General features: G+C 33.7%; 2 protein-coding genes, 1 rRNA gene and 1 pseudogene. 2 read left to right on the top strand and 2 right to left on the bottom strand.

What is annotated here, in order from left to right:
- The first annotated feature begins 197 nt into the window (after positions 1–197).
- Both rrf and A9G38_RS10000 read left to right on the top strand, forming a co-directional pair.
- Positions 198–313: ribosomal RNA gene (gene rrf / locus A9G38_RS10005) — 5S ribosomal RNA — on the top strand.
- A gap of 158 nt (positions 314–471) precedes the next feature.
- The gene (locus tag A9G38_RS10000) at positions 472–894 is read left to right on the top strand and encodes a hypothetical protein (RefSeq protein ID WP_051634391.1); all 423 of its coding nucleotides are present in this window, start codon (positions 472–474) and stop codon (positions 892–894) included.
- 479 nt (positions 895–1,373) lie between these two features.
- On the opposite strand, the pseudogene A9G38_RS11820 reads toward A9G38_RS10000, so the two are convergent.
- Positions 1,374–2,455, bottom strand: a pseudogene (locus A9G38_RS11820) (IS3 family transposase).
- A gap of 491 nt (positions 2,456–2,946) precedes the next feature.
- A partial coding sequence (gene tilS / locus A9G38_RS09980) for a tRNA lysidine(34) synthetase TilS (RefSeq protein WP_141671796.1) occupies positions 2,947–3,377 on the bottom strand: 431 nt, incomplete at its 5' end.

Raw genomic sequence — 3,377 nt, 5'->3', positions numbered from 1 at the left:
AACTGATACTAATGAACCGAGAGTCTTAACCTTACAACTCGGAGTTGTTTTGGGTTACGCAGAAGTTATTACTAGATGAGAAAATCATCGAAAAGAGAATAGAGATTGAAAAAACAGTTTGTTCCGGATTGATAGATGGGTATTGATATGAGATAATGGTAGAAGATATCAATACTAATTGAAAGAGACAGGATATGTCTGGCGGTAATAGCGCGGTGGTCCCACCTGACCCCATGCCGAACTCAGAAGTGAAACGCCGTAGTGCCGATGGTAGTGTGGGTATTACCCATGTGAGAGTAGGGTGCCGCCAGACTTTTAAATATAGAGAGCCCAGCAGTTATGTTGGGCTTTTTGCTTTCTAAACAAAACTTATTTGTAGTGTATTTCTAGTTTATTCGATGTTTATTATACGTTTCAACAATAGGTGTTACTGATGGTATTGGTCGTAATTTATAAAGATAGGTTATGATAATGAATGAAGAATGGGAACCTATATTTCAAATAGAGTTAATGGATATCATTAACAGTCTAAATATCAAAAAATTGCATGTTGGCTCATCTGATTCACTTATTTATGAAATAATGGGAGAGCCAGAATTAGCTGTCACAAGACTGAATAGAAAATCAAAAATATTTAGTCATCTATATGGCAATGTCAATATTCTCTCTGAAAATAACATGGTAATAAGTATAAATATTGATATGCATTGTTTTAGAAAAAAAATGGTAGTTCTTGGTAGAATAAATAGCTGGAAACTTGATACTTGGTTAGAGTTATCAAAAATAAAAGATTGGCGTGTAAATAAATTTTGTGATGTGGTTCGACTTGAAGGAAAAGGAATAGTTATTTGTTTATTACCGAATGGAGAAGTAGGGATGATTTCTCTTTGTTGAATGGTTTTTAATCACTGATGTTGAGTAGTAATTTGCGAAAATACTGTAATGAATATTGGAGTTTGTCGAGGTAAATGTGTACATAGAGATCATGTGAAAATTATCGCTTGCTGAGTGGAGTAACTTTGACGGGAGACCAAATTGACTGTTTCCATTGTATGAAGTTATTAGTTAGAATTTCTTTTATGTAATTTTCAAATTTAGAATTAAAGTATTTATCAGATATTATTGTTATTTTAAGAGTATAATGTTCATCACATAATAACTCACTAAGCCTATCAATTTTGTCGATAACAGCAATACTAAAATTATCCAATTCCGCTCTGGCAATATAACGACCTTTTTCATCTTTACAGGATAATTTACATTTAAATGCTAGTTCTATCTTAGTCAGCATTTCTTCAAATGAATTATTACTATCAATAAGTACAAAAGTTAATGTAAATACCCCAAACTTAGTACACAACTCACGTAGAAAATTAAGCTGCTTGTTTTAGTGTTTTATACTCAATCGGTGTCATGTTATTTAATGCCTCATGCGGTCTTTCGGTGTTATAAATCGTTAGCCATTCTTCAGTTATTCTCCTTGCTTGTGCTAAGTTGTTAAAAAGATATAAATCGAGTACTTCAGTACGATAGGTACGATTAAATCGTTCAATATAGCTATTTTGATAAGAGCTACCAGGCTGGATATAATCAATGGTTATATTATGTGATTTAGCCCAGTTTATAAAGGTTTTTCCTGTAAATTCTGGCCCATTATCGACCCGTATTTTTAATGGATATCCATGATATTCAGCCAGTTTATCTAAGTAACGGGTAATTCTTCCTGCTGGTAAGCTTACTGCAATATCAATCCCTAGCGCCTCACGATTAAAGTCATCGATGACATTGAAAGTTCTAAAGCGACGTTGATTACGACTACTGTCACTCATAAAATCCATTGACCAACATTCACCTTGTTTATTGGGTGCTAATAGCTTTTCTGGGCTTCGTGGAGGAATGCGCTGTTTACGCTTTATCCTGAGATTAAGCTTTAATTGGCAATACACCCGATACACCCGTTTATGATTCCATTTATAGCCGAGCTTTTTGATACAATTAAAGCATTTAGGAAAGCCCCAGCGTAAATGCCGGTCTGTGATAGCATTCAACACCGAAACAATCACCGAATCATCCTGTAACTTAGGTTGATAATAGTAAGCTCAACGGCTTAAGCCAACAATGGCACAACTCATAGCAATAGTAACTGAATGATTTTGTTGTAGTTGCTGTGCCCACGTTTTACGTGCCTTTGTGGGCACTAAAGCTTTTTTATTATTTCTTCCTGCAGCTGGGATTTTAAACTCAGTTCGGCAAACATCTGCTTAAGCTTGCGGTTTTCAGCCTCCAGCTCCTTTAAGCGTTTGATATCCGAAGTTTCCATTCCGCCGTATTTTTCCCGCCATTTATAAAAAGTTGAATTACCCATGCCATATTTACGGCAGAGTTCCTTGACAGGAATACCTGCTTCAGCTTCTTTTAAAATAGCGACGATTTGATGTTCAGTCATTTTTTTCATAATTAAATCCCCTTTTACTTTTATCATAGAGAATTTTCTACTTTTTTGCTGTACTATTTTAGGGGATAGTTACATTAACCATCTTTCATTTATTTTCATAACTCTATTATCCTAGAAAAATTTAATGCTAAAATATTAAAAAATAAATATTATTTACATAAAATGTAGAAATTGTTTACGTGTTATCCGAAGTAATTTGTAATGAATATGCATAAAAAAACAAAATTAGCGTCTTATTATAAACAATAGATATGATGTTTATATCATAAAGAAGAAATAACTGCCACTGATTTGATTAAACGCTTTATGGTCAGTTATCCGACTATTTATAACTAGCCTAAGAAAGCCCGATTGAAGCTTTTTATTCCTTTAATCTGTAAGAATGAATGTTCTTAAACCATTATTTATAGCTAGTCAAAGTTGAAAAATCCATCAAAACTAAATTAAGTCAGCAAGCTAAACGCTATAACAAAACCTATTAGGGTATAAACTTATAGGTTATTCTTTACAAGAATAAAACCGATTTGTGTTCCTTTTCCTTGTTCGGTAACAAATGCGCCAACTGCGCAAATCAGTTGTTCGTTGTAGTAAATCAGAGGAATTCGAGTTCGCATCCATGGTGGAATATTATGCTCTTGCCATAGTTTTTTTATTGATCGTGAACCATGACGATTAACAATTTGAAATTTTCCTTGAGCATGGAATCTAACGGTGATTTTTTCATCTGCTTGTGGTAAGCGGCAACATAAATCAGTTTGATAATTAATTTGTAATTCACCAACATTATCTGGAAGTGTTAATGGCAACGCTAAATCCCAGTTTAGGATTTGCTGTTCAATATCTTGATGTAATGCTAACAAATAAAGTTGATTTTGATAACGGCGAACTTGTTGGTTATTAAAGATAAATTTCGGATTGGCGT

Source organism: Gilliamella sp. Imp1-1 (assembly GCF_001690415.1).
In the GTDB taxonomy this organism is placed as follows: domain Bacteria; phylum Pseudomonadota; class Gammaproteobacteria; order Enterobacterales; family Orbaceae; genus Gilliamella; species Gilliamella bombi.
Note: the sequence above shows the minus strand (reverse complement) of the source record. Positions and strands in the feature narration are given on the sequence as shown.

Coding starts and splice junctions, on each gene's coding strand:
- A9G38_RS10000 (WP_051634391.1), top strand. CDS start 472: ATGAATGAAGAATGGGAACCTATATTTCAAATAGAGTTAATGGATATC.